25 protein-coding genes and 1 pseudogene are annotated in these 24,290 nt (G+C 71.4%); 11 read left to right on the top strand and 15 right to left on the bottom strand.

What is annotated here, in order from left to right; genetic code table 11:
• Positions 1 to 7 precede the first annotated feature (7 nt).
• From CBM981_RS06170 to sppA, 12 genes are all read right to left on the bottom strand, one after another.
• On the bottom strand, positions 8 to 1,192 hold the full coding sequence (locus tag CBM981_RS06170) for an aminotransferase class V-fold PLP-dependent enzyme (protein ID WP_087067704.1): 1,185 nt from the start codon (positions 1,190 to 1,192) through the stop codon (positions 8 to 10).
• A gap of 35 nt (positions 1,193 to 1,227) precedes the next feature.
• Positions 1,228 to 2,241, bottom strand: coding sequence for a hypothetical protein (locus CBM981_RS06165; protein WP_087067703.1), 1,014 nt, complete (start codon positions 2,239 to 2,241; stop codon positions 1,228 to 1,230).
• Positions 2,242 to 2,403: 162 nt separating this feature from the next.
• Positions 2,404 to 2,583: a hypothetical protein gene (locus CBM981_RS06160; protein WP_006911115.1), complete on the bottom strand. Its 180-nt coding sequence runs from the start codon at positions 2,581 to 2,583 to the stop codon at positions 2,404 to 2,406.
• A 70-nt stretch (positions 2,584 to 2,653) separates the two neighbouring features.
• A complete protein-coding gene (locus tag CBM981_RS06155) occupies positions 2,654 to 4,174 on the bottom strand; it encodes an AAA family ATPase (RefSeq protein ID WP_087067702.1) in 1,521 nt (506 codons plus the stop codon).
• Complete coding sequence (locus tag CBM981_RS06150; protein WP_225867562.1) at positions 4,171 to 4,767, bottom strand: DUF177 domain-containing protein; 597 nt, start codon at positions 4,765 to 4,767, stop codon at positions 4,171 to 4,173. Before CBM981_RS06150 ends, CBM981_RS06155 begins: the two co-directional genes overlap by 4 nt.
• 13 nt (positions 4,768 to 4,780) lie before the next feature.
• A complete protein-coding gene (gene yidC, locus CBM981_RS06145; protein WP_087067700.1) occupies positions 4,781 to 5,920 on the bottom strand; it encodes a membrane protein insertase YidC in 1,140 nt (379 codons plus the stop codon).
• A gap of 106 nt (positions 5,921 to 6,026) precedes the next feature.
• On the bottom strand, positions 6,027 to 6,437 hold the full coding sequence (locus CBM981_RS06140) for a PH domain-containing protein (RefSeq protein WP_087067699.1): 411 nt from the start codon (positions 6,435 to 6,437) through the stop codon (positions 6,027 to 6,029).
• Positions 6,434 to 6,817 carry a ribonuclease P protein component gene (gene rnpA / locus CBM981_RS06135; protein ID WP_087067698.1) on the bottom strand — a complete coding sequence of 128 codons (384 nt, stop codon included), beginning with the start codon at positions 6,815 to 6,817 and terminating at the stop codon, positions 6,434 to 6,436. The genes CBM981_RS06140 and rnpA overlap by 4 nt, the downstream gene beginning before the upstream one ends.
• Positions 6,818 to 6,852: 35 nt before the next feature.
• Positions 6,853 to 6,990: a 50S ribosomal protein L34 gene (gene rpmH, locus CBM981_RS06130; protein WP_087067697.1), complete on the bottom strand. Its 138-nt coding sequence runs from the start codon at positions 6,988 to 6,990 to the stop codon at positions 6,853 to 6,855.
• Between the two features lie 67 nt (positions 6,991 to 7,057).
• A complete protein-coding gene (locus CBM981_RS06125; protein ID WP_225867561.1) occupies positions 7,058 to 7,672 on the bottom strand; it encodes a DUF2808 domain-containing protein in 615 nt (204 codons plus the stop codon).
• 72 nt (positions 7,673 to 7,744) lie between these two features.
• Positions 7,745 to 8,119 (bottom strand): chorismate mutase, encoded by a 375-nt coding sequence (gene aroH / locus CBM981_RS06120; protein WP_087067696.1) that lies wholly within the window; start codon positions 8,117 to 8,119, stop codon positions 7,745 to 7,747.
• Positions 8,116 to 8,928 (bottom strand): signal peptide peptidase SppA, encoded by an 813-nt coding sequence (gene sppA, locus CBM981_RS06115; protein WP_087067695.1) that lies wholly within the window; start codon positions 8,926 to 8,928, stop codon positions 8,116 to 8,118. Before sppA ends, aroH begins: the two co-directional genes overlap by 4 nt.
• A 70-nt stretch (positions 8,929 to 8,998) precedes the next feature.
• Here sppA and CBM981_RS06110 point away from each other — a divergent pair.
• From CBM981_RS06110 to CBM981_RS06100, 3 genes and pseudogenes are all read left to right on the top strand, one after another.
• A pseudogene (locus CBM981_RS06110) lies at positions 8,999 to 9,933 on the top strand (DMT family transporter).
• Positions 9,933 to 11,033 (top strand): glycosyltransferase, encoded by a 1,101-nt coding sequence (locus tag CBM981_RS06105; protein ID WP_087067694.1) that lies wholly within the window; start codon positions 9,933 to 9,935, stop codon positions 11,031 to 11,033. The pseudogene CBM981_RS06110 and the gene CBM981_RS06105 overlap by 1 nt, the downstream one beginning before the upstream one ends.
• A gap of 83 nt (positions 11,034 to 11,116) precedes the next feature.
• The gene (locus CBM981_RS06100) at positions 11,117 to 12,937 is read left to right on the top strand and encodes a glycosyltransferase family 39 protein (protein WP_225867558.1); all 1,821 of its coding nucleotides are present in this window, start codon (positions 11,117 to 11,119) and stop codon (positions 12,935 to 12,937) included.
• A 49-nt stretch (positions 12,938 to 12,986) separates the two neighbouring features.
• Here CBM981_RS06100 and CBM981_RS06095 read toward each other — a convergent pair whose 3' ends face one another.
• Positions 12,987 to 13,595 (bottom strand): DUF721 domain-containing protein, encoded by a 609-nt coding sequence (locus CBM981_RS06095; protein ID WP_087067693.1) that lies wholly within the window; start codon positions 13,593 to 13,595, stop codon positions 12,987 to 12,989.
• Between the two features lie 55 nt (positions 13,596 to 13,650).
• Here CBM981_RS06095 and CBM981_RS06090 point away from each other — a divergent pair, with 55 nt between their 5' ends.
• From CBM981_RS06090 to CBM981_RS06070, 5 genes are all read left to right on the top strand, one after another.
• Entirely contained in the window at positions 13,651 to 14,430 is a 780-nt protein-coding gene (locus CBM981_RS06090; protein WP_087067692.1) for a PspA/IM30 family protein, read from the top strand.
• Between the two features lie 61 nt (positions 14,431 to 14,491).
• Positions 14,492 to 14,812 (top strand): thioredoxin, encoded by a 321-nt coding sequence (gene trxA, locus CBM981_RS06085; RefSeq protein ID WP_087067691.1) that lies wholly within the window; start codon positions 14,492 to 14,494, stop codon positions 14,810 to 14,812.
• Entirely contained in the window at positions 14,799 to 15,995 is a 1,197-nt protein-coding gene (locus CBM981_RS06080) for an aminotransferase class I/II-fold pyridoxal phosphate-dependent enzyme (RefSeq protein ID WP_087067690.1), read from the top strand. Before trxA ends, CBM981_RS06080 begins: the two co-directional genes overlap by 14 nt.
• Complete coding sequence (locus CBM981_RS06075) at positions 15,992 to 16,714, top strand: biotin--[acetyl-CoA-carboxylase] ligase (protein WP_157665348.1); 723 nt, start codon at positions 15,992 to 15,994, stop codon at positions 16,712 to 16,714. The genes CBM981_RS06080 and CBM981_RS06075 overlap by 4 nt, the downstream gene beginning before the upstream one ends.
• A gap of 59 nt (positions 16,715 to 16,773) precedes the next feature.
• Positions 16,774 to 17,970, top strand: coding sequence for a M23 family metallopeptidase (locus tag CBM981_RS06070; RefSeq protein ID WP_225867557.1), 1,197 nt, complete (start codon positions 16,774 to 16,776; stop codon positions 17,968 to 17,970).
• A 33-nt stretch (positions 17,971 to 18,003) separates the two neighbouring features.
• On the opposite strand, the gene CBM981_RS06065 is transcribed toward CBM981_RS06070, so the two are convergent.
• Positions 18,004 to 18,684 carry an ABC transporter ATP-binding protein gene (locus CBM981_RS06065; protein ID WP_087069237.1) on the bottom strand — a complete coding sequence of 227 codons (681 nt, stop codon included), beginning with the start codon at positions 18,682 to 18,684 and terminating at the stop codon, positions 18,004 to 18,006.
• Positions 18,685 to 18,689: 5 nt separating this feature from the next.
• The gene (locus CBM981_RS06060) at positions 18,690 to 20,273 is read right to left on the bottom strand and encodes an NAD(P)H-quinone oxidoreductase subunit N (protein WP_369801672.1); all 1,584 of its coding nucleotides are present in this window, start codon (positions 20,271 to 20,273) and stop codon (positions 18,690 to 18,692) included.
• Positions 20,274 to 20,398: 125 nt separating this feature from the next.
• Between CBM981_RS06060 and topA the strand changes: the two genes are divergently transcribed.
• The 3 genes from topA to CBM981_RS06045 are packed head-to-tail and all read left to right on the top strand — an operon-like array spanning position 20,399 to position 24,290.
• On the top strand, positions 20,399 to 23,122 hold the full coding sequence (gene topA / locus CBM981_RS06055) for a type I DNA topoisomerase (RefSeq protein ID WP_087067686.1): 2,724 nt from the start codon (positions 20,399 to 20,401) through the stop codon (positions 23,120 to 23,122).
• 8 nt (positions 23,123 to 23,130) lie between these two features.
• The gene (locus tag CBM981_RS06050) at positions 23,131 to 23,634 is read left to right on the top strand and encodes a hypothetical protein (RefSeq protein WP_197686671.1); all 504 of its coding nucleotides are present in this window, start codon (positions 23,131 to 23,133) and stop codon (positions 23,632 to 23,634) included.
• Positions 23,634 to 24,290 (top strand): DUF2232 domain-containing protein, encoded by a 657-nt coding sequence (locus CBM981_RS06045; RefSeq protein ID WP_087067685.1) that lies wholly within the window; start codon positions 23,634 to 23,636, stop codon positions 24,288 to 24,290. Before CBM981_RS06050 ends, CBM981_RS06045 begins: the two co-directional genes overlap by 1 nt.

The raw sequence follows: 24,290 nt of genomic DNA, 5'->3' as shown, positions 1-24,290 counted from the left end.
GGGGTGATCAGGGGGCTTCGGCCGGCGCCGTGAGCGCCGCCAGGGCCTCCACCAACCGTTCCAGCTCCCCGTCCGTGGTGGTGATGTGCGTGCAGGCCCGCAGGCAGGGAGGATCGTCGAGGCTGCGCAGCCAGAGCCCCTGCTGCCCCAGCTGGCTCACCAGCGCGCCTGGTGCCATGCCGTCCACCACAAAGCTCACCAGCCCGGCCGGCGGGGGGACGTCCAGCAGGGTCCGCACGGCCGGCAGTGCCTGCAGCTGCCGCCAGAGCTTCCCGGCCCGGGCCTGGATCCGCCGGTGCCGTTCCTCTGCCGTGCCCTCGGCCTCCAGCAGCCGCAGGGATTGCTCCAGGCCCGCGAACAGGGGAATGCAGGAGGTGGCCACCTCGAAGCGCCGCCCATCGCGGTGAAAACCGCTCTCCGCGGCGCCTTCATGGCTGAGGCTGCGCCAGCCGATCAGGGTGGGGCGCGCTTCGGCCAGCAACCGCTCCGAGAGGGCCACCACCCCCAGCCCCTCGGGGCCGCAGCACCATTTGTGGCCAGTGCAGGCATAGATGTCCGCTGCCTGGGCGGCCGCCTGGGCCGGCAGGCTGCCGAGGGCCTGGGCGGCGTCCACCAGCAGCCAGGGCTGGCGTGGATGAGCCTGCAGCCGCCGGGCCGCCGCAGCGATGGGCATGATCTGGCCCGTGTTCCAGAGCAGGTGGGAGAGCACCACGAGCCGGGTGCGGGGCGTGAGTGCCGCCTCCAGGCGCTGCAGCACGGCCGCGTCGGTGGCGGCGGGATCCCCGCGCAGATCGCCCAGGGGCCAGGTGCTCACCACGAGGCCTTCGCGGTGGGCGAGTTCCCGGCAGGCGGCCACCACGCCGGGGTGCTCACAGTCGCCGATCAGCAGCTCATCGCCCGCTGCCCAGGGCAGGCCCCACAGGGGCAGCACGCAGCCGCTGGTCACGTTCTCGGTGAACGCCAGCCGTGCCGGGGGAACGCCCAGCCAGTGGGCCAGCCGCTGCCGCAGCCGCGACACGGTGGTCTCCACGAAGGGCCAGACCTCGTCGGTGAACGGCCCCAGCTCCTGGATGCGCTGCCAGGCCGCCACCATGGCCTCCAGGCTGGAGCTGGGCAGGGGGCCCTGGCCGCCGTAGTTGAAATAGGTCTTGTTGGCCAGGGCCGGGAGCTGCCGGCGGAACTCGGAGGCCATCAGTCGGAGGCCATCAGGTGGAGGCTGTGGCCAGCTCAGATCTGGGTGCCATAGGTGACCTGACAGGCGGCGTTGATCAGCTGGGCCTCGGCCGGGGTGGTGGGCACCTCCCCGTTGAGCAGGCCCTCGTTGCAGTCGGCCTCCATCTGGTAGGTGCCGGCGCCGTTGTACACGGCAAAGGTCACACCCGACTCCTGCACCGGTTGCACGCTGCCGTAGTACAGCTGCCAGTTGGTGTCAGGCACCAGCACCGTGGGCTGGCGACGCTCGATGGCGCGCTCGATGGCGTTGTTGATGATCGCGGCCGTGGCGATGGTGGTGATGCCCCACACCAGCGACTGACCGAACCACCAGCCCCACGGCGGTGAGCTCGACCCCCAGCCGCCGTACCAGCCGCCTCCCCAGGGCCGGTCGCGGTACCAGGTGCGGCTTCGGGCCCAGCCGGGGTTGCCGTAGTAGTTGTTCACCACCACCGGCCGGCGCCAGATGTCGCGGCGGCGGTTGTTGTAGGTGCGCCAGCGGTTGCTGTCCCAGTCCTTCCAGCGATCGGAGGCCTTGCGGTACCCCCGGTCGTAACCGCGGTTGTAGCCACGGTTGTATTCGCGGTCACGCCCCTTGTCCAGGCCCTCGCGGTAGCCGGACCTGACCCCCCGGTCGTAGCCGCGCTCCTTGCCGTCGCGCACCCCCTTGCGGTAGATGCGGTCGCGCTCCTCCTTGGTGAGGGTGCGTTCGGGTGTTGTTTTGTTGTTGCTCTTCTTGTTGTTGCTCTTTCTGTCGTTGCGCTGGATCTCCTGCTTCCTGGTTTCCTTCCGGCGCTGCTCGGAGTGGCGCTGCTCAGACTGTTTCTTTTTGTTCTTCTTTCGTCTCTCTTCCTTGTCGTCCTTGTCCTTGTCGCGCTCCTTCGCCAGCAGCACTTCGGTGGTGATGACTCCCGGCGATGGCTGCCGGAGGGAAGCCATCGCCGGCAATGTGCTGCTGCAGGCCATGACCACGGCCATGGCGATGGCAGGGCCCCCCAGGGGGGGCAGGCGTTTCGTTGGGCGGTTCATCGAACGACCGCAAGGGCTCTGTCTTCACTTCTAGGCCTGCCCCTGGGGGGCGGACACAAGTCCACCCCCTTTGCAAAGTGGCTGGATGGCAGGGAGAGATCGGGGGACCGGGAAGAGGGCAGCGACAGCTCAGCTGCAGGGGTCGTGAAGCACGCCCGACTGTCAGAGCACCTGGCCCAGCATCACCGCCGCCACGGCGGAGAAGAGGGTGATGCCCAGCGCGGTTATGGGATTCTGGCCCTGGGCCACGGCCACGGTGGTGACCACGCCGGCCCCGATGCAGGCCACGGCCAGCTGGGTGAAGAGTTCACCGCGGTCGCGGGGGGTGGGGCTGGGGGTCATGGCGGAGCCTGGTTCTGACGCCGACCGTAGGGAGCGCTTCCGGGCAGGCCATGGCGCGGCCCCAGGCTTGTTACCTGGCGTCGGAGTTCGTTACGCCCCGCAACCTTGAGGCCGGGCGGGCGCGGCCGGTGCTGGCCCACTGGTGCAGCGCCTCGAGCTGTTCGCGGGCGGTGCGGCTCAGCGGCACCACCTGGCTGGCGGCCATGATCAGATCGGCTTCGCCGAACTCCCGCTGCTCGGCGAAGGCCAGGTGCATCGCCTCGATCACGGTCTGCTCCAGTTCGGCGCCGGAGAAGCCGGCGGTGCGGTCCACCAGCACCTCGAGGGGCAGCTGGTGGTGGGGCCGCCGGCGCCTCAGCTGCAGATCCAGGATCGCCCGCCGCTCCTCCGCGCCCGGCAGATCGAGCAGGAAGATCTCATCGAAGCGGCCCTTGCGCAGCAGCTCGGGGGGCAGGCGCTCCACCGCGTTGGCCGTGGCCACCACGAACACCGGACTGGTCTTCTCCGCCATCCAGGTGAGCACCGTGCCGAGCACCCGCTGGCTGGTGCCCCCATCGCTGCGGCCGTCGCCGCCGGTCATCAGGCCGAAGCCCTTGTCGATCTCGTCGATCCAGAGCACGCAGGGGGCCATGGCCTCCGCCCGCTGGATCATGTCGCGGGTGCGGGCCTCGGAGGCCCCCACCAGCCCGGCGAAGAGCCGCCCCACATCGAGCCGCAGCAGGGGCATCCCCCAGCTGTGGGCGATCGCCTTGGCCGTGAGCGACTTGCCGGTGCCCTGCGGGCCCACCAGCAGCACCCCCCGCGGCAGGGGGAGGCCATAGGCCCGCGCCTCCTCGCTGAACGCCATGCGGCGCTGCTCCAGCCACTGCTTGAGGCTCTCCAGCCCGCCGATGTCCGCCGGCGTGGAGCTGCTGGGGCAGTACTCCAGCAGCTCGCTGCGGGCGATCGCCAGGCGCTTCTCCTCCAGCACCTCGGCCAGGTCGTCTTCCCCCAGCTGGCCGCGGCGGGCCAGGGCGCGGGCGGCCAGCTGGCGCACCCGCTGCTCGCTGAGGCCGTGGCAGGCGGCCGTGAGCTGGCGCAGCACCGGGGGCTCGAGCGGCTGCCCGCTGGCCAGGGCGATCGAGCTGAGCAATGCCCCGATCTCGTCCGCATCGGGGAGGGGCAGATCCAGCAGGGTGATGCAATCCTCGAGGTCCGGCGGCACCTGCCAGTCCGCCGCGGTGATGATCAGGGTGCGCGGGCTCTGGCGCAGGTCCCGGGCCAGGTTGCGAAGCCGCCGGCAGATGCCGGCATCCTCGCTGTAGCGGTGGAAGTCGCGCAGCAGCAGGATCGCCTCCTGATCCGGGGGCAGGCTGCTGAGGCAGGCCAGGGCCGCCATCGGGTTGCGGGCGGCTTCCCCTTCCCGGTTGGGAGCCCCCTGCAGCCCCTCCACGAAGTCCCAGCGCAGCAGGGTGCGGTTGCCCAGCCTCACGGCCGCCTGCTGCAGCAGGGCGTCCAGCCGCTGCTCCTCCAGGCTGCGGATCCAGATGATCGGGGTGCGGGCCCGGATCATCAGATCGAGTTGGTCAGCCCAGCTGGTTTCGCTGCTCATCGAGCGTCGGGGTTGGGCGCGTCGTCCGACGGCTCCGGTACGAGCGGCTCCGGTACGGGCCGCAGGCGGGTCAGCGCCGCCCAGCGGGGATCGGTGGCGCTGGCGGCGCTGCCCCAGGTGGCGGGGCCGGGGCAGGCCTCACCGCAGCGGTTCACCAGCGGCAGGCGGAGGCTGAGCTGCTCGAAGATCCAGTGGGCCGGGTCGAAGTCGGTGCGTGGGTCGAGGCTCTCGGTGAGGCTGTCCGCGTCCAGATCCAGGGCGGCAGCGCCGGTGTCGGCCAGCACCGCCTCCAGATCCGGCTGCCGAGCCGCTTCACCGAGCCAGATCAGCTCACGGGCCTCCATCGCCAGGGCATGGTTGTACTGCTGCAGGCAGCGGTCGCAGCAGAGGGTCACGATGGTGCTGGCCTGGCCCTCCACCTCCAGCAGATTGCCGCGGTGCACGGCCCGCAGGGTTCCCCGCACCGGCGTGAGGCTGGCGAGGCCGGCCAGGTGCTCGTCCACCCTCCAGGCACGGCCCTGCTCCAGACCCTGCAGCTCCCGGATGGGAACAGGCCGCAGGCCGGCTGGCACAGACGACGGCGGGGTGCTCACGGCGTGAGGGGGCTCACTTCTTGCGCTTCGGCTCGAAGGGCAGCCGACCCCCCGCACCGGAGCCTGCGGCGGCCACGGTGACGGTCTGCTGGGAGAGCTGCTGGTCCAGGATCGCCTGCAGGTTGTCGGGAAGGGCCTCGCGGCTGAGCAGGAAGGTCTGCAGCGCCTGGAAGACGTTGGCCACCACCATGTAGAGCAGCACCCCCGCCGGCAGCGGGAAGAACAGGAACATGGCCGTGATCATCACCGGCGTGATCTTGTTGGCCGTGGACTGCTGAGGATTGGGGGGCATGCCCATCCCCGAGAGGATCTGGGAGAGGAAGAGGGTGGCGCCGAAGGCGGCCACCAGGCCGGCGATGTCCCAGTTGACGCTGCCGTCGGTCATGAAGCCCACCTGGCCGAGGGCCTGGATGAACAGGAAGCCGCTGCGGGCCGCCAGGCCGGGGATCTTCGCCTCCACGGTGGCATCCCCCGGGCTGAGGGCGGTGATGGTGCCGTCCTGGTCCACGCTCACCACGCCCTCGCCCTTGGTGACGCTCCAGCTGGGGGAGAAGGACTCGCCGTTCTCCACGCCTGCCAGCACCGAGGCGAAGCTGCTGCCGTCCTTGGTGTGGAGGCTCACGGTCTCGCGGCTGCCGACCCCCAGCTTGTTGCCGCCCTCCAGGCTGGCGATCACCGGCACGTGGTTGGTGCTGGTGACGAAGATGGAATGGCTGGCGCTGTTGAAGGGCTTGGTCTCGATCGCCGCCGCCTGCTCCGCGGGCACCACCTTCAGGTTGAGGGTGTAGGGCACGTCGGCGAAGGGTGAGCCCCGCAGGGTGGCGAACAGGGCGAACAGGATCGGCATCTGCACCAGCAGGGGCAAGCAGCCCGCCAGCGGGCTGCCGAACTCCTTCATCAGCTTGCCGAGCTCCTCCTGCTGCTTCTGGGGGTTGCTGGCATAGCGCGTCTTGATCTCGGCCTGGCGTTTCTGCATCACCGGCTGGGCGATGCGCATGCGGCGGGCGTTGCGGATCGACCCGGCGCTCAGCGGGAACAGGGCGAGCCGGATCACCACCGTGAGGGCAATGATCGCCAGCCCGTAGCTCGGCACCAATCCGTAGAAGAAATCGAGGATCGGGAGGAGCAGGTTGTCGGAGATGTAGCCGATCACGGCGGAGGGGGCCTGGGTGTAGGTGGACAGCGTGGGTCAGTGTGCCTGAGCGCTCACGGACTCGGAGGGCGGCTCAGGTGCGGTTCAGGTGCGGTTCAGGTGCGGCTCAGGCCGCGATGCCCTTCGGAGCGGCGGAGCGCTTGGCCTGCCGCCGCTCCTCGATGTAGGCCTCCAGCTCGCGGAAACGGGGCACCGAACGCATCTCCAGCTTGGCGCCGTCGCTGAGCACCAGCACCATGTCGCCCCAGGCGCCGAAGCCGCGGGGCACGCTGCGCACCTCGCGGATCTGGCTGTACACCACCTGGGTGCGGTCCCGGCCCATCCAGCCGCCGTTCACCTCGATGCGGCGGCTGGTGATCCGGAAGCGCAGCCACAGGGCCCGCACCACGGCCCCCACGGCGAAGGGGAGGCCGATCACGGTGAGGCCGAACAGCAGGTTCACGATCAGATCGCCCCGGGCCGGTCCGCCCTCGTAGAACACGGTTTCCTGAATCTCTCCCGGGCCCTGCTTGCTCATCGGATCAGACCTGCTCGGTGCAGAAGCTCCTGACATTCTTCCAGCAGGGCGTCGGAACTGCGCTCGGCGCAGCCAGGCCTGAGGCTCAACAGCAGCCAGACCGGTTGTCCATCGCGGCCGATCGGCTGCTGGATCAGATGCCCGTGAAGCAGGCGCCGCAGCCGGTTGCGCTGCACCGACCGCTTGTGCACCTTGGTGCTGATCACCACGCCGCATCGCCAGGGGCTGAAGGCATGGTTCCGTTGGCCGGGGGGAAGCAGGTCGGCCCTGGCGGGCTGCCAGCGGAGCATCAAAAAAGGGCCGTGGGTCGCACGGCCCTGGCGGTAGAGGCTGTCGAACACCCGCTGCCCCTTGAGCCGGTGGCGCTGGGGCAGGGCCATCGGATTCGGTCAGGGGGCAGGGTTTGGGTGTGGGTTCAGACAGCCAGGCGAGCCCGGCCGCGGCGGCGACGGCTGCGGATCACACGGCGGCCGGTGTAGGTGCGCATGCGCACGCGGAAGCCGGACACCCGCTTGCGTTTCCGGCTCGTTCCCTCGAGAGTGCGCTTGGTCATGACGGTCTGGTCGCTCCTGGAGTCCCGGCGTTATCGGCGTCGGATCAAGTTATCAGGCGGCCCTGCCTCAGTTGCTGGGGGGATCGATCTGGATCAGCCAGCTGCCGAGGTAGCCCGAGATCGGCACATCGCCCGGGGCCTGGGCCAGGGCGTTGAACTGGTACATCCCGATGCTGTAGGGGTTGAAGATGCTCATATGCACCCCGATCGTGTCGGTGTCGTCCACGGGGGTGTCCGGGAAGATCTCGATCGCTCCGCCGTTCTCCGCCAGCTCGATGGTGGCCGGAATCGTCTCGGTGCAGCGGGTGCGCGAGAGCATGCCCCCCTTGCTCATCCTGCAGAGCTTCACCCTGGCCGGGTCGATCTTGGCGTCGAAGTGGCTGGGGATGGTGACGCTGAGCTTGAGGATGGCGGTCTTGCGGTCCTTCGGCCGCAGCATCAGGTAGTAGTCCGAGCGCTTGAGGCGCTGGGTGTTGCTCATCCAGAAGTAGAGCTTGCGGTAGTCGCGGTTGTTCTCCCAGCGGAACTCCAGCAGCCCGGGGGTGCCCTGGGCCCGGGCCGGGGATTCCAGCCCCAGGGGGCCAAGGCCGCCCAAGCCGACCGCCAGGCTGGCTCCGAGAGCGGCGGCGCCCCCCAGAGCCGCCCGTAGGGCCAGGGCGCGGCGTGGTGATGAGAACCCCATTGGGCCTCCTTGTGTCGTTGCATCAATCCCAGCAGAGCCCATGGGGGCCTGCGGGAGGGGGTGGCCGGCCGCTTAGCTGGCGCGATCGGGCCGGAGCCGGCTCGCCGCGCGCAGGTAGGGGTGGGAGGGCAGACGATCGGGCTCCATCCAGGCATGCGCCAGCAGCCGGATGCAGCGCTCCAGATCCCCGGCCACCGCCATCTGCTGACAATCCAGCAGGGCCACGTGCTCCCAGCCCGGCCGCCGGCGGGCGATGGCGGCGGGGAAGCAGGCATCCAGGTCGGCGGTGACCGAGAAGGTCACCGACAGCACCCGCTCCCCGTCCAGGCCGTTGCGTGCCACCAGGGTGTCCACCAGTTCGGCCACGGCCTCGTCGATGGCAGCGGCGGTGTTGGCGGAGCAGGTGGTGGCGCCCCGCAGGGCGCGGAGGCGCAACGGCTGGCTCATGGGCGGTAGAGCCACAGGGGCTGGCCGCCCCAGCCGAGTTCGAGGCTGAACAGCTGCAGCAACGCCCGCAGCTGGCTGCGGCCCGGGATGAGGCCGGCGAAACGGCGGGGCGGCGCCCCGAAGGTGATCGGCCGCGTCTTCTCCACGTCCAGCCCGGCCAGTTCGGCCGCCAGCCGGCGGGCCGCCTCCTCATCCCCCAGGCAGTCCACCAGGCCGAGCTCGAGGGCCTGGGCGCCACTGAACACCCGGCCGTCGGCGAAGCCCCGCACCGCCTCCTCCTCCAGCTTGCGGCCTTCGGCCACGGCGGTCACGAACTGGCCGTAGCTGGAGTCGATCAGGCTCTGCAGCAGCCCCCGTTCGGCCTCGGTGAGGGCGCGATCGGGCGAGAGGATGTCCTTGTAGAGGCCGCTCTTGACGGTTTCGAAGCTCACCCCGATCCGCTCCAGCAGCTTGGAGAGATTGTTGCCCCGCAGGATCACGCCGATCGAGCCGGTGATGCTGCCGGGGTTGGCCACGATCTTCTCGGCGGCCACGCCGATGTACACCCCGCCCGAGGCGGAGATGTTGCCGAAGCTGGCCACCACGCGGCAGCCCTTCTGGCGCAGCCGCAGCAGGGCGGCGTGGATCTCCTGGCTGTCGCCCACGGTGCCGCCGGGGCTGTCGATGCGCAGCAGCAGGGCCGGGCATTCCCGCTGCTCCACCTGCCGCAGCGCCTTGAGCACGCGCGTGCGGGTGCCGCCGCCGATCGGCCCTTCGATGGCGATCCGCGCCATGGTGCGGCGTGTCTTGCGGCGCCAGGGCCAGACCATGGGGATGTCGGAAAGTGGCTGGATCTTAAAAAGAAGGCCCAAGCCCGACCCGGCGGCGCCCTCCCACCCCATGCCCCTGGCTCTGCGCTGGCCCCTGATGCTGCTGCCCTTCGCCCTGTGGGGAACGGCGATGGCGGCGATGAAGCCACTGCTGCCGGCCGCCGGTCCCCTGCCCGTGGCCACCCTGCGGCTCCTGCCCGCGGGGGCGCTGCTGCTGCTCACCGCCTGGCTGATGGGCCGCCCGCTGCGGGTGCACCGGGCCGACTGGCCCTGGTTGCTCACCTTCGCCCTGGTGGACGGCAGCCTGTTTCAGGGCCTGCTGGCCCGGGGTCTGGTCGAGACCGGTGCCGGCCTCGGCTCGGTGCTGATCGATTCCCAGCCGCTGCTGGTGGCCCTGCTGGCCCGCAGCCTGTTCGGCGAGGCGATCAATCCGGTGGGCTGGCTGGGGCTGCTGGTGGGGCTGCTGGGCATCCTCTGCCTGGGGCTGCCGCCGGCGGTGCTGCGGCACTGGTGGCTGGATGGGCCGGCGGTGCTCGAGCAGCGGGCCTGGAGCCATGGCGAGCTCTGGATGCTCGCGGCCGCGGTGGCGATGGCGGTGGGCACCGTGCTCTGCCGCTATGCCGCCCGCCACAGCGATCCGGTGGCGATCACGGGCTGGCACATGCTGCTGGGGGGGTGCCCCTGCTGCTGCTGGCGGAAGCGCCTGCCGCGGCCGGCCGGGGTCCTTGGCTGCCCGCCTGGTCGCTGGGGCAGTGGGGTCTGATGGCCTACGCCAGCCTGCTCGGCAGTGCCCTGGCCTATGGGCTGTTCTTCTGGTTCGCCAGCCGCGGGGATCTCACGGGCTTCACCTCGCTCACCTTCCTCACGCCCGTGTTCGCCGTGCTCTGCGGGGTGGTGTGGCTGGACGAGAGCCTGGCTCCGCTGCAGTGGCTCGGTGCGGGTCTGGCGCTGGGGTCGGTGCTGCTGATCAACCGTCGCGGCCAGCTCTGGCAGGCCAGTCCCTGATGCGGATCCTCGTGGTGAGCACCCCGGTGGGGAGCCTGGGCAGCGGCCAGGGCGGTGGCGTGGAGCTCACCGCCTTCGCCCTGGTGGCCGGCCTGCTGCGCAGGGGCCACCAGGTGAGCGTGCTGGCCGCCGCCGGTTCGGTGCTGCCGGCGGCCTGCCGGCGGGCCCAGCTCTGGCTGGAGAGCGGCGTCGATCAGCCCAGCTGGCAGCACCGTCCCCAGCAGAGCCCCGTGGAGATCCCTGCCGGGGGGCTGCTGCCCCGGTTCTGGCGCCGCGCCCTGGGCCGGCAGGCCGACGTGGATGTGATCGTCAACCTGGCCTACGACTGGCTGCCGATCTGGCTCACCCCCCACGTGGCCACACCGATCGCCCACCTGATCAGCATGGGTTCGGTGGGCCAGGCCATGGACGCGGTGATCGCCGAGGTGGCCGCCCTTCACCCCGAGCGGTTCGCCTTCCACACCGCCGCCCAGGCGGCCGATTTCGCGCTGCCGGGCCCGCCGCGGCTGGTGGGCAACGGCTTCGATCTGAGCCGCTACCGGTTTGAGCCACGGCCCGAGCCGCTGCTGGGCTGGGCGGGCCGCGTCGCCCCCGAGAAGGGCCTGGAGGATGCGGCGGCGGTGGCGGCCGCCCTGGATCTGCCCCTGGCGGTGTGGGGGCTGCGGCAGGACGCGGCCTACGCCGAGCGCGTGGAGGCTTCGGTGCCGCCTGGAACGCTGCAGTGGCGCGGTTTTCTGCCCACCGAGCAGTTGCAGGCGGAGCTGGGCCGCTGCGCCGTGCTGCTGAACACCCCCAAGTGGAACGAGGCTTTCGGCAATGTGGTGGTGGAGGCGATGGCCTGTGGGGTGCCCGTGGCCGCCTATGCCCGGGGGGGACCTGGGGAACTCGTGCAGCCGGGAGTGAACGGCGCTCTGGCCTCGCCCGACGATCGCCAGGCGCTGGCCGAGGCGGTGCGGCGGGCCCAGCGGATCGAGCGTGCCGCCTGCCGCCGCTGGGTGGAACAGCACTGCTCCCAGGAGGTGTTTGCCGGGCGGATCGAAGCCTGGCTGGAGGCCGTGACCCGCGGGATAACGTCCCCCCAGCCGCCTGGGCCCGTGTGATCCCCCCTCCGGATCTCCCCTCCGCGCCGTCTGCGGTGCCCTCTGCCGTGCCGCCGTGCGGACCGCAGTCCGAACCGCGGTCCGTGCCGTGGCGCACGCGCCGCTCGATCCTTGTGCTCACCCTGGCGCTGGGGGCCCTTCTGTTTCTCTGGCAGCTGGGCAGCACGGGCCTGGTGGACGAGACCCCACCCCTGTTCGCCGCCTCGGCCCGGGCCATGGCTGAAACGGGTGACTGGCTGGTGCCCCGGGTCAACGGCCTGCCCCGCTACGACAAGCCTCCGCTCGTGTACTGGGCGATGGGCCTGCTCTATGCCCTGCCGGGGCAGGAGCTGTGGAACCCGCTCGGCACCTGGGCGGCCCGGCTTCCCTCCGCCGTGGCCACCCTGGCCGTGATGCTGGCGCTGGCCCGCACCCTGCTGCGCTGGCCCCAGCAGTCGATCCGCCCGGGCCTCACCGCCCTCACGGCCGCCCTGGCCTTCGCCCTCTCCCCGCTGGTGCTGCTCTGGGGGCGGATCGCCGTGAGTGATGCCCTGTTCAGCGGCTGCCTCAGCCTCGGCCTGCTGAGCTGCTGGTGCAGCTATGCGGCCGGCGGCCGGCGCTGGTGGGCCGCCTGGATCTGGCTCGGGCTGGCGGTGCTCACCAAGGGGCCCGTGGCCGTGGTGCTGCTGGGCCTCACCCTGCTGCTGTTCGGCTGGCTGCAGGCCGATCTGGGGCGGCTCTGGCAACGGCTGCGGCCGCTGCGGGGGCTGGGGCTCACGGCCGCGCTCTCCGTGCCCTGGTACGCCCTGGCCCTGTGGAGGGAGGGGGAGCCGTTCTGGCGCAGCTTCTTCGGCTACCACAACCTGGAGCGGTTCACCGCGGTGGTGAACCAGCATCTCCAGCCCTGGTGGTTCTTCGCTCCCGTGCTCCTGCTGGCCAGCCTGCCCTGGAGTCCGCTCCTGCTGGTGGGCCTGGCCCAGGGGGTCACGGGCCCCGGGCCCTGGCGCTGGCGCCCCACTCCGGTGGAGGTGCTGCCGCCGCCGCTCTCGCTGCAACGCTTCGCGGCCTGCTGGCTGCTGGCGGTGCTGCTCTTCTTCACGGCGGCCGCCACCAAGCTGCCCAGCTACTGGCTGCCGGCCACCCCTGCAGCGGGGCTGCTCATCGCCCTGGCGGCCCAGCGCCCCCGCGGGCGCCTCTGGCCTCTGGCGGCGGCGCTCTCGGTGCTGCTCAGTGCCGTGCTGGCCCTGGCCTTCGCGGCGGCCCCCCTGTGGGTGCCCAGGATCGTGACCCCCGAGATGCCCACCCTGCCCCGGGAGCTGCTGGCGGGGGGCAGGCTCTGGTGGGCCGCGGCCTGCTTCGGCCTGGCGGCCGTGGCCGCAGCCCTGCTCTGGTGGCCGTTCTCCCCCCGCCCCCGGGACGGCGGCCGGGCCCTGGCTGCTCTCCAGGCTGGGATGGCGCTCTTCGTGCTGCTGGTGCTGCTGCCCTGCTGGCAGCTGGGCGACCGGCTGCGCAGCCTGCCGGTGCGCCAGCTGGCCGCCGCCGTGCGGCGGGATCAGCGAGCGGCTGAACCCCTGGCCATGGTGGGCATGCTGAAGCCCTCCCTCCTGTACTACAGCCGCCGCGTGGTGATCTACGAGGGCGCCCCGGCCACGGGCCTGGTCAACCTGGCCGACCGGCTGAACCGGGAGCGGCGCAGCGGCCAGGTGCCGGCTCCGGCGGCACGGGCCCCCTCGCTGCTGCTGGTGATCGATGCCGACACGGCCGCTCAGCCCCACTGGAGCGGGCTCGATCCGGAGCTGCTGGGCCGGGCCGGGATCTACCGGCTGTGGCGCCTGGATCGGCGGCGGCTGGAACGGCGCGCTGCCGACCTGGGCCAGGCCGGGGTCCGGGCCGACTGGGAGGATCCCAGGCCCGAGCGCTACTGAGCAGGGGCTCGCCGGAACCCCCCGCGTGAGCCGTCACCGCTTTCAGCCGTCACCCCGCGCCGCCCGGAGTGCTGCCGGGGTCGAGGGCCTGCCGCCGGCAGAAGCTGCAGGTTCCCCAGAGCGCCATCTCCCCGCGCGGTGCGGGACTGCCGCATCGGGGACAGACCCCCATGCCGTGCACGTCCACCCGGCTGGGATGGCGCGCCCAGCTGCCTGCCTCCACGGCGGCGGCCAGCTCGGGCAGCGCTGTGGCGTGATGCTGGGTGATGCGCACCTCCCGGATGGGGAAGCCGGCCGCCTTCAGGCTGGCCAGCAGCTGGTGGCGGTTGTACTGCAGGGCCTGCAGCCAGGGGCCCGGTGCGGCCCCGACGGTGAGAACCGAGCCCTGCACCCGTAGGGGACGGCAGTGGGGAGCCAGCTGGGGGCCGGCCAGGCTCGCCCAGTGCTGCCACAGTCCTCCCAGACTGCCCTCCCGCTGCCACTGCTGCTGGAGCCCATCGAGGCAGGTGGACAGGGGCGTGGCCGGTGCCCGGGGAGGGGCGGTCAGCACCGTGACCGTGCCGATCCGGCGCTGCCCCTGTCCGCCGGGCCCGGCAGCCTCCTGCCGGGCCCGGCGGGAGCGTCGCCGGGAGCCGTCGCTGGGAATGCCACGCACCATGCACCGACGCTAGGCCCGTTCGTGGTTAGCCTCTGGCATCGCCCCCAGCTGCGCCATGGGCTTCTTCGATCGCCTCAGCCGTCTGCTCCGCGCCAACGCCAATGCGGCGATCGGCAGCATGGAGGATCCCGGCAAGATCCTCGACCAGTCCGTGGCCGACATGCAGGCGGATCTGGTCAAGCTCCGCCAGGCCGTGGCCACGGCCATCGCCAGCCAGAAGCGGATCCAGAACCAGGCCGAGCAGGCCGAGAGCCAGTCGAAAACCTGGTACCAGCGCGCCGAGCGGGCCCTGCAGAAAGGCGAGGAGGACCTGGCCCGTGAGGCCCTCACCCGCCGCAAGACCTACGACGACACCGCCACGGCCCTCAACACCCAGCTGAAGAGCCAGGCCGGCCAGGTGGAGGCTCTCAAGAAGAGTCTGGTGGCCCTGGAGGCCAAGATCGCCGAGGCCAAGACCAAGAAGGACATGCTCAAGGCCCGGGCCCAGGCGGCCCAGGCCCAGGAGCAGCTGCAGAGCGCCGTGGGCAACCTCGGCACCAACTCCGCCATGGCCGCGTTCGAGCGGATGGAGGAGAAGGTGCAGACGCTCGAGGCCCGCAGCCAGGCCGCGGCCGAGCTGGCCGGGGCCGACCTCGAGAGCCAGTTCGCCGCCCTCGAGGGCAGCGATGTGGACGATGAACTCGCCGCCCTCAAGAACCGTCTGTCCGGCGCCGCTGGCCCGGCCCCGGTCGCCTTGCCCAAGGACAGCGATCCCGTGCCCCAGCTGGCGCCGGTCAAGGTGGCCGAGGTGGACGCCGAGCTCGAGGAGCTGAGGCGCTCGATCGACAAGCTCTGAACCGGGCGCCCTGCCGTTCACCCCCCCTTCCCAAACCCGCTCTCCCCTTTCCGCAGCCGCCGTGTCCGTCGCTGAGCTCACCGATGCCAACTTCCAGTCCGAGGTGCTGGAGTCCTCCGGCCCCGTGCTGGTGGACGTGTGGGCCCAGTGGTGCGGCCCCTGCCGCTTGATGGCGCCCCTGATGGACTGGGCCGCCACCACCTATGCCGGGCGCCTGGTGGTGGGCAAGCTCGAGGCCGATCCCAATCCCGCCAGCCGTGACCGGCTCCAGGTGCAGGGTCTCCCCACCCTCGTGCTGTTCAAGGCCGGGGCCGAGGTGGCCCGCCACGAGGGCGCCATGGCCCAGGCCCAGCTCAAGGCCTTCCTGGATGCCCATCTCTGAGCGGCTGGCGCAGCTCGGCAGCGGGGTCTTCGCCCGCAATGACGTCCGCAAGGCGGCCTACGCGGCCCGTGCCGCTGCCGCCGGCCTGCCGCCCCTCCTCGATCTCTCCCTGGGATCCACCGATCTGCAGCCGCCCCCGGCGGTGGTCAGCGCCATGCAGCGGGCGATGGAGCAGCCCGCCAGCGCGGCCTACTGCCTGCACGCCGCCACCGGGCCGTTTCGGGAGGCGGTGGCCGCCTGGGCCCAGCGCCGCTTCGGGGTGGCGGTGGATCCGGCCCGGGAGGTGCTGCTGCTGGTGGGATCCCAGGAAGGCACCGCCCATCTCCCCCTGGCGGTGCTCAACCCCGGCGATCGGGCCCTGCTGCTCGATCCCTATTACCCCTCCCACATGGGGGGGCTGCATCTGGCTTCCGCCCGCCCCCAGCTGCTGCCGCTCGATCCAGCCGAAGGCTGGCGGCCGGACTTCGGGCGTCTGGCCCCCTCGCAGTGGGATGCCCTCAAGCTGATGGTGCTGGGCTTTCCCCACAACCCCACCGCCACCACCGGTGAGCAGGCCTGGCTGGACGCGGCCATGGACAAGGCTCTGCGGCACGATCTCGTGCTCGCCCACGACAACCCCTACGTGGATCTGGCCCTGGAGGGCGAGGCCCCGGCCCTCCTGCGTCATCCCGGCTGGCGCAAGGGCGGCATCGAGTTCTTCTCCTTCTCCAAGAGCTGGTGCCTGGGGGGCTACCGCCTCGCCTTCGCGATCGGGGCGGAGTGGCTGATCACGGCGCTGCGGCAGCTCAAGGGCGTGGTGGACTTCAACCAGTCCCTGGCCCTGCAGGCCGGGGCGATCGCGGCGCTGGAGCAGGCTCCCGACTGGCCGGCGCGCCTGCGCGCCACCTACCGGCAGCGCCGCGACCGGATGGCCACGGCCCTGGAGGCCGTGGGCTGGCCCGTGCGGCGGCCCAGCATGGCGCTCTACCTCTGGCTCCGGCTGCCGCCGCCGTGGCGGGAGCAGGGCTCCGAGGCCTTCTGCGCCGCCCTGCTGGAGGGCACGGGAGTGGCCCTCACCCCCGGCAACGGGTTCGGGCCGGGTGGGGAGGGCTGGGCGCGGCTGGCGCTGGTGCATCCCGCCGGGGAGCTGGAGCAGGGGGCCGCCCGCATCGGCCCCTGGCTGGCTGCGGCACCGGAACCTTGAGCGGCTGGCGGATCCGCCGTCTGCCGGTCTGCGGCAGCACCGAATGGGAGCTCGAACGCTGGCTGGGCGGCCTGCTTCCCCCGCAGGAGCCGTTGCGGCACCGCCTGGCGGTGGTGGCCCGCCGCCAGTGCCATGGCCAGGGTCAGCGCGGCCGCCCCTGGGTGTCACCCGCCGGAGGGGTGTGGCTGACGGCGGCGTTTCCCTGGCCGTCTCTCGAGGGGGCCAACCTGGGCCTGGCCGTGGCGGTGGGACTGACGCGGCAGCTGGAGGAGCTGGGTCTGCCGGTGCAGATCAAGTGGCCGAATGATCTGCTCCTGCATGGCCGCAAGCTGGCCGGCCTGCTGCCACGGCTGCGGCTGCGTGGCGCGCAGGTGCGCTGGGCCCAGGTGGGGATCGGGCTGAATGGCCTCAATCGTGTGCCGCCTGGAGCCGTGTCCGTGGGCCAGGCGCTGGCGCGGCCGGGGCGGCACCGGAGCGGCCGGCATCCCTGGGCCTCTCCCCGGCGCCTCGAGCCAAGGGTGTGGGCGGCCCTGGACTGGGCCCGGCAGCAGGCCGGCGCCCCCGAGCTGGTGCTGGGCCAGGCCGAAGCGCGCCTGTGGCGCCCCCCGGACGGTCTGCGGCTCGGCCATGAGGTCTGGAAGGTGGCCGGTCTGGAGCGGGATGGCCGGCTGCGCCTCGAACGGGGCACGGCGCAGACCTGGCTGCCCAGCCGCTTCTGAGCAGACCGTCTTCTGGAGGGGCCCGATCCTTCCCCGCCGCCCTTCTTAAGATCCCCCGCATGGCTCGATCGTCCCTGCTCCGCGCGTTACCCCTGGCCCTGGCCGCTTCGGCGCCCCTGCTGGGGCTCGTGGGTCTTGGCGTCGCCCAGGAGCGCGCCGCCATCGATCCTCCTTCCCCCGCCCCGGCTCCGGTTCCCGCGGCAGCGCAGCCTGAGCCGGCCGATCCCCCCGCCCGTCCTGCCGCTCCGGCTCAGGTCCAGGCCCCTTCGCTCCGCCCCGGCGTCCCCCCCGTGGCCCCGGCCCGTAGCCAGCGCCCGGCTTCGCCTCCCCAGCCAGGCCCCGAGCCCACCCGCTTCGATCGCTCCCTCGATGCTCTCGTACGCGATGGCATCGTCACCCCGGCCGAACGTGATCGCGTCCGGGCTGGAGCCCGTTCCACCCCCTTCGACGTCCCGGCCCATGCCAAGGCCTGCAGCAACGGCGCTCTCTCGGCCCAGGAGTGCCGTAGCGGCGTGGTGGTGCGCTGGCGCGGCCGTCCGGGTCCGGATGCCGGCCTGGCGCCAGGAGGCATGGCGGGAAACGCAGGGCAGGGGCTGATCGCCGGCCGAGCGCTCGCCACCCCCCTCACCGTGCCGGTGTCGGCACTGCTGGCCGGAGCCGGTGGCGGCTTCCGCCTGGCTGATGTGTTTTCGGTCACGCCACGGCCGGCCCCGATCAGCGGCAACGGCAACCGCACCCTTCTGTTTCCCTTGATCGGCTCGGCGATCACCAGCAGCGGGTTCGGCTACCGGTTGCATCCGGTTCTGGGCAGCTGGCTGATGCATGCGGGCCGCGATTTGGCTGCTCCGGAGGGAACACCGGTGGTGGCCGCCCTCAGCGGAACCGTGATCAGCAGCGGCGCGGCCGGTGGTTACGGACTGGCGATCGAGCTTGAGCACCCACGCCCCCGGCGGCGCACCCTCTATGGCCACCTCAGCGAGTTGTATGTCAAGCCCGGTGATCGGGTGCTCCAGGGGGAAGTGATCGGACGGGTGGGCAGCACTGGCCTGAGCACGGGTCCCCACCTGCACTTCGAGTTGCGCGTGCCGGGTGAGGGCGGCTGGCTGGCGGTGGATCCCGGCGATCTCGATCCCGGCCAGGCCGCTGCCGGCAGCGATGCCATCGCTCTGCTGATGGGACAGCTGCTCCAGAGCCTCGAGCGTCCTGTTTCGCCGCTCCTCCGCCCGGCGCAGCCCGCCGCCGCGAGCGCCGGCTGACGTGACCGTGGTGGTGCGTTAGTCGGTGGTGCGCTAGTCGGTGGTGCGGCCGTCGCGGAAATGCACCACCTGATCCGCCCGGGCGGCCACATCGTCCTCGTGGGTCACCATCACCACCGTCATTCCGCCGCGGTGGAGTTCGTCGAAGATGGCCAGCACTTCTTCGGTGGTGCGTGAATCGAGGGCGCCGGTGGGCTCGTCGGCGAGCAACAGGGCGGGGCGGTTGATGATCGCCCGGGCGATGGCCACCCGCTGCTGCTGGCCGCCCGAGAGCTGGTTGGGCCTGTTGTGCAGGCGCTGGGCCAGCCCCACCCTGGCGAGCGCCTCCTCCGCCCGGCTCCGCCGTTCGGCCGCGGGCACACCGGCGTACACCATCGGCAGCATCACGTTCTCCAGGGCGGTGAGCTGCGGCAGCAGATGGAACTGTTGAAACACAAACCCCAATTCGCGGTTGCGCAGATCCGCCAGCTGGTCGTCGTCGAGTTCATTCACCAGCGTGCCGTTCAGCCGATAGCTGCCGCTGCTGGGGCGATCCAGGCAGCCGATGATGTTCATGGCGGTGCTCTTGCCGGAGCCCGAGGCCCCCATCACGGCCAGGTAATCCCCCCGGTGCACCGTGAGGCTGAGGCCATCGAGGGCACGGACTTCGGTGTCCCCCGAGCCGTAGATCTTCTCGATGGCGTGCAGTTCGGCAACCGGTTCCGCTGAGACCATCAGCGTCAACCCACCGGGGGAATGGCCGCGCTGGCGATGGCCTGCTGGAGGATGGGCGTGCCTGCGACGGCCTCACTGGCCCACGTGAACAGGGGGCTGGAGAGAATGCCGCCCACGGCCGTCACGATCACACAGCCCACCAGGGCGGTGCGCAGGGCCGGCAGGCCGGTCACGGCCCAGGTGATGGGGGGGTAGGCCTTCACCACGTCGGAGGCCTCCTGAGGCTCCTTCACCACCATCATCTTGATCACCGAGATGTAGTAATAGATCGACACCACCGAGGTGATCAGGCCCACCACCACCAGCAGGTACTGGTGGTCGGCCCAGCCGGCGAAGAAGAGGTAGATCTTGCCGAAGAACCCCAGCATCGGAGGAATGCCTCCTAGCGACAGCAGGCAGAGGCTCAGGCCCAGGGTGATCAGCGGATCCTTCTGATACAGACCGGCGTAGTCGGCGATACGGTCGCTGCCGGTGCGGAGCGAGAAGAGGATGATGCAGGCGAACGCCCCGAGGTTCATGAACAGGTAGGCCGCCATGTACAGCACCATGGCGGCGAAGCCCTCCTCGGTGCCGCACACCAGGCCGATCATCACGAAACCGGCCTGGCCGATCGAGCTGTAGGCCAGCATCCGCTTCATGGAGGTCTGGGCCAGGGCCACCACGTTGCCCAGCACCATGCTCAGCACCGCCAGCACGGTGAACAGCAGCTTCCACTGGGCGTCGAAGCTGTCGAAGCAGCCCACCAGAATCCGCACCGCCAGGGCGAAACCGGCCGCCTTGGAGCCCACCGAGAGGAAGGCCACCACAGGGGTGGGAGAACCTTCGTAGACGTCCGGGGTCCACTGGTGGAAGGGCACGGCGGCGATCTTGAAGGCCACCGTGGCCAGCACGAACACCAGGGCCAGGGCTGTCACGGGAGAAGCGCTCGTCTGGAGGGCCACCGCCACGGCGTCCAGGCCGGTGGCTCCGCCGGTGAGGCCATAGAGCAGGGAGGCGCCGTAGAGAAACACCGCCGCGGCCGCCGAGCCCACGAGCAGATACTTGAGTGCCGCTTCCGAACTGCGGGCATCCCGCTTCATGTAGCCCGCGAGCAGGTAGCTCGACACCGAGAGCGTTTCCAGGGAGATGAAAATGCTCACCAGATCGGTGGCGCCGCAGAGGAACATGGCGCCCAGGGTGGCGGCCAGCAGGATGGCGGCGTACTCCCCCACCGGCGTGCCGCTGCGCTCCACGTAGCGCCAGCTGAGCAGGAGAGAGATCAGGGTGGAGGCCGCCACCACGCCACGGAAGGCGATGGCCAGGTTGTCGGCGAGGAAGGAGCCGAGGAAGGAGGGCTCCAGCAGGGGGGTGTTCCACTGCAGCGCCAGCAGCACCAGGGCCCCTCCCAGGCCGGCGTAACAGAGCGGCGGCACCCAGCGGCTGGCGGCCCGCTCCCCGGCCAGATCCACCAGCAGGCAGGCCACCAGCGCCAGCAGCACCGACACCTCGGGGGCGATGGCGCCGGCATTCAGCTGGAGAGCCAGACCCGCTGGAGCGAGCGCTGCCTCCTGGGCATGGACCGCCATGGGAAGTGCAGTGGGCAGAACCATCACAGCGGCACTGGAGCCAGATTTGCTGGCGCGACTGTAGCGGTGATGAACCCGGGTTCTTCGCCACGGAATGTGCGCTGGTGACCGCCGATGCGATAAAGAGGGAACCGGTCGTTCGCCTGTCTGTGGGTCACACCCTGGTCATCGTCGAGAGCCCCACCAAGGCCCGCACCATCCGTGGATTCCTTCCCAGGGACTTCCGGGTGGAGGCCTCCATGGGCCATGTGCGCGACCTCCCCAACAACGCCAGTGAGATCCCCGCCGCCCACAAGGGCGAGAAGTGGGCCAATCTCGGCGTGAACACCGCCAGTGCCTTCGAGCCCCTCTACGTGGTGCCGAAGGACAAGAAGAAGGTGGTGAAGGAACTCAAGGACGCCCTCAAGGGTGCCGACCAGCTGCTGCTGGCCACGGACGAGGACCGGGAGGGGGAGAGCATCAGCTGGCACCTGCTGCAGCTGCTGCAGCCGAAGGTGCCCGTCAAGCGGATGGTGTTCCACGAGATCACCAAGGAGGCCATCGGCCGGGCCCTGGACCAGACCCGGGATCTCGACATGGAGCTGGTGCACGCCCAGGAGACCCGGCGCATCCTCGATCGCCTGGTGGGCTACACCCTCTCGCCGCTGCTGTGGAAGAAGGTGGCCTGGGGCCTCTCCGCCGGGCGGGTGCAGTCGGTGGCGGTGCGGCTGCTGGTGCAGCGCGAACGGGCCCGCCGGGCCTTCCGCAGTGGCAGCTACTGGGATCTCAAGGCCCAGCTGGAGCACGCGGGCAGTGGCTTCGAGGCGAAGCTCAGCCATCTGAAGGGCGAGCGCATCGCCGGCGGCTCCGACTTCGACGAGACCACCGGCGGCCTCAAGAGCGGCAGTCGGGTGAAGCTGCTGGCGGAGGAGGAGGCCCGCCACCTCCAGGCCGCTGTCCAGGCGGCCCCCTGGACCGTGGCGGAGGTGGAAGCCAAGCCCACCACGCGCCGCCCGGTGGCTCCCTTCACCACCAGCACGCTCCAGCAGGAGGCCAACCGCAAGCTGCGCCTCTCCGCCCGCGAGACGATGCGGGCGGCCCAGGGCCTCTACGAGCGCGGCTTCATCACCTACATGCGCACCGACTCGGTGCACCTCAGCGACCAGGCCATCCAGGCGGCCCGCAGCTGCGTGGCCCAGAAATACGGGCAGGACTACCTGAGCCCCTCGCCGCGCCAGTTCTCCACCAAGGCCCGCAACGCCCAGGAGGCCCACGAGGCGATCCGCCCGGCGGGGGAGAGCTTCCGCGCCCCGGCCGACACCGGCCTGGAGGGCCGGGACCTGGCGCTCTATGAGCTGATCTGGAAGCGCACGGTGGCCAGCCAGATGGCCGAGGCCAGGCTCACGATGCTGGCGGTGGATCTGGATGTGGACGGCGGCGCCCTGGGCACCGCCCGCTTCCGGGCCACCGGCAAGCGGATCGACTTCCCCGGTTTCTTCCGCGCCTACGTGGAGGGCAGCGACGATCCGGAGGCGGCCCTCGAGGGCCAGGAGGTGCTGCTGCCCTCCCTGGCGGTGGGGGATGGCCCGGCCTGCCGGGGGGTGGAGGCCCTCGGCCACCAGACCCAGCCCCCGGCCCGCTACAGCGAGGCCGCCCTGGTGAAGATGCTGGAGAAGGAGGGCATCGGCCGCCCCTCCACCTACGCCTCGATCATCGGCACGATCGTGGACCGGGGCTACGCCACGCTCCAGAACAACTCCCTCACCCCGAGCTTCACGGCCTTCGCCGTGACGGCGCTGCTGGAGGAGCACTTCCCCGACCTGGTGGACACCGGCTTCACCGCGCGGATGGAGCAGACCCTCGACGAGATCTCCCACGGCCAGGTGGAGTGGCTGCCCTACCTGGAAACCTTCTACAAGGGCGAGGAGGGCCTGGAAACCCAGGTGCTGCAGCGCGAGGGCGACATCGATCCGGGCGTGTCCCGCACGGTGGAACTGGAGGGCCTGCCCTGCGTGGTGCGGATCGGCCGCTTCGGGGCCTACCTGGAGACCAAGCGGGTGGCCGATGACGGCAGCGAGGAACTGCTCAAGGCCACCCTGCCCCAGGAGATCACCCCCGCCGACCTCGATGCCGCCAAGGCCGAGCTGCTGCTGCGCCAGAAGGCGGAGGGTCCGGAGTCGATCGGGGAGGACCCGGAGACCGGCGAGCAGGTGTACCTCCTGTTCGGCCAGTACGGCCCCTACGTGCAGCGGGGCCAGGTGAGTGACGACAACCCCAAGCCCAAGCGGGCCTCGCTGCCCAAGGGCCAGAAGCCCGAGGAGCTCACGCTCGAGGATGCCCTGGGGCTGCTCCGCCTGCCCCGGGCCCTGGGCGACCACCCCGACGGCGGACGGGTGGAGGCGGGCCTCGGCCGCTTCGGCCCCTACGTGGTGCACCACAAGGGCAAGGGCGAGAAGGACTACCGCTCGCTGAAGGCCGAGGACGACGTGCTCACCGTGCCGCTCTCCCGGGCGCTGGAGCTCCTGGCCATGCCCAAGCGGGGCCGCGGCGGCCGCACGGCCCTCAAGCATCTGGGCGTGCCCGAGGGGGCGGACGAGCCCGTGCAGCTCTTCGACGGGCCCTACGGCCTCTACGTGAAGCAGGGCAAGGTGAACGCCTCCCTGCCGGAGGGCACGACCGCCGACACCATCACCCTGGAGCAGGCGATCGAGCTGCTGGCGGCCAAGGCCGCCACGGGCAAGGGCAAGGCGGGCTCTCGGGCCACCGGTGCGAAGTCCTCCGCCAGCAAGACACCTGCGGCCAAGAAGCCCGCGGCCAAGAAGCCCCCCACCACCACCAAGACCGGCCGGTTGCGGGCCAGCGCCGTGCGGGTCATCAAGGCGGCCGACAGTTGAATCCCGCCGTGCGTGCCGCTGGCTGGCTCCGCGCCCCCGCGCTGCTGGTGCTGCTCGTGGTGGCAGGCCCGCTGGCCGGCTGCAGCGGCACGCCCTTCGGCGACCAGCTGTCCCGCAGCTTCTCCAGCCCCACCACCGCCGAGCCCGCCCCTGCCCCCGCCGGCCAGTCCACCGGCGGGGCGGCCGCTCCCGGGGTGCCGCCGGGAGCGCCGGCACCGGCCCAGACGGCTCCCCAGACCCCGGCCCAGGCAGCCCAGCGCCCGCCGCGGGCGCCGGTGCTCTCGCCGGCCCCCTACCGCATCACGATCAAGCTGGTGGGCGCCGATCCCGCCGCGCCCGCGGAGGCCGTCACCGAGGCGCTGCGTGCGGCCGGGGTGCCGTTCGAAGTGGAGATGATCGAGCGTGTGCAGGGGGCGGTGGTCACGCCGCCGGCCACCCCGGCTCCCGCCCCTGGCGCTTCGCAGGCTCCGGCGTCGGCACCGGCTGCCACCCCAGCTCCGGAGCCCCGCTGATGGGGCCGCAGGCGAACCGAACCCTCAGCCGCCGCCAGGCGCGCCAGCTGATGGACACCGCCTACCTGGCGGCCGCCACGGGGCTGCTCTGGCTGGCGCTCTACTACCTGCCGGTGGGCAGCCCCCTCTTCCGCCTGGCCTTGCCCCTCCCCCTGGCGTTGCTGCAGCTGCGGCATGGCTGGCGCTGCGCCGTGGAAGGTCTGATCGTCGCCTCGCTGCTGGGCGTGGCGCTGATGGGACCGATCCGCGGCCCCCTGCTGCTGTTCCCCTACGGATTGCTGTCGCTGTGGCTCGGCTGGTGCTGGCGGCGGCGCCTCAACTGGTGGCTCAGCTGGTCGGTGGGCAGCGTGATCGGCGCGGCGGGGTTCCTGGTGAGGGTTGCGGTGCTCTCGGTGCTGGTGGGGGAGAACCTCTGGGTGGTGATCACCACGGCGGCAGCCGGCCTGCTGGAGCGGTTCGCCGGGCTGGTGGGCCTGGGGGCCGGCATCGAACTCAGCCAGGTGCAGGTGGCCGCCGTGCTGCTGGTGTGGGTGCAGAACGTGATCGTGGTGCTGGCCCTCCACGCCGCGGCCTACTGGATCTTCCCCCGGCTCCAGGCGCCGATCGGTGAACCACCCGCCGCCCTGCGGGCCCTGGTGGCCCTCGACCCGCTCTGA

Source organism: Cyanobium sp. NIES-981, from assembly GCF_900088535.1.
In the GTDB taxonomy this organism is placed as follows: domain Bacteria; phylum Cyanobacteriota; class Cyanobacteriia; order PCC-6307; family Cyanobiaceae; genus NIES-981.
The sequence above is the reverse complement of the archived record's forward strand: the minus strand, read 5'-3'. Positions and strand labels throughout refer to the sequence as shown.